1 protein-coding gene is annotated in these 244 nt (G+C 36.5%); it reads right to left on the bottom strand.

Annotated features, from left to right (window positions below):
• A partial coding sequence (locus tag SB689_RS23915) for an efflux RND transporter permease subunit (RefSeq protein WP_410694519.1) occupies positions 1-244 on the bottom strand: 244 nt, incomplete at both ends.

The raw sequence follows: 244 nt of genomic DNA, 5'->3' as shown, positions 1-244 counted from the left end.
CTTGATGATTCCTAGTTTAGAAATTTTATTAAATCTCTTTAATCCAATTTTTTTAGCTTTCAATTCGAGGGCAACAAATACATGTTCTACGATGACTAAGGTTCCCTCCAGCAGCAATCCAAAATCAAGCGCTCCCATGGAAATCAAATTAGCCGGCAATCCTTGAATTTTCAGCATAATGATCGCAAAAAGAAATGCCAATGGAATCACAGAGGCAACAATAAATGTAGTCCTCCAGTTATAC

Source organism: Chryseobacterium sp. SIMBA_038, from assembly GCF_046535115.1.
Classification (GTDB): domain Bacteria; phylum Bacteroidota; class Bacteroidia; order Flavobacteriales; family Weeksellaceae; genus Chryseobacterium.
Note: the sequence above shows the minus strand (reverse complement) of the source record. Positions and strands in the feature narration are given on the sequence as shown.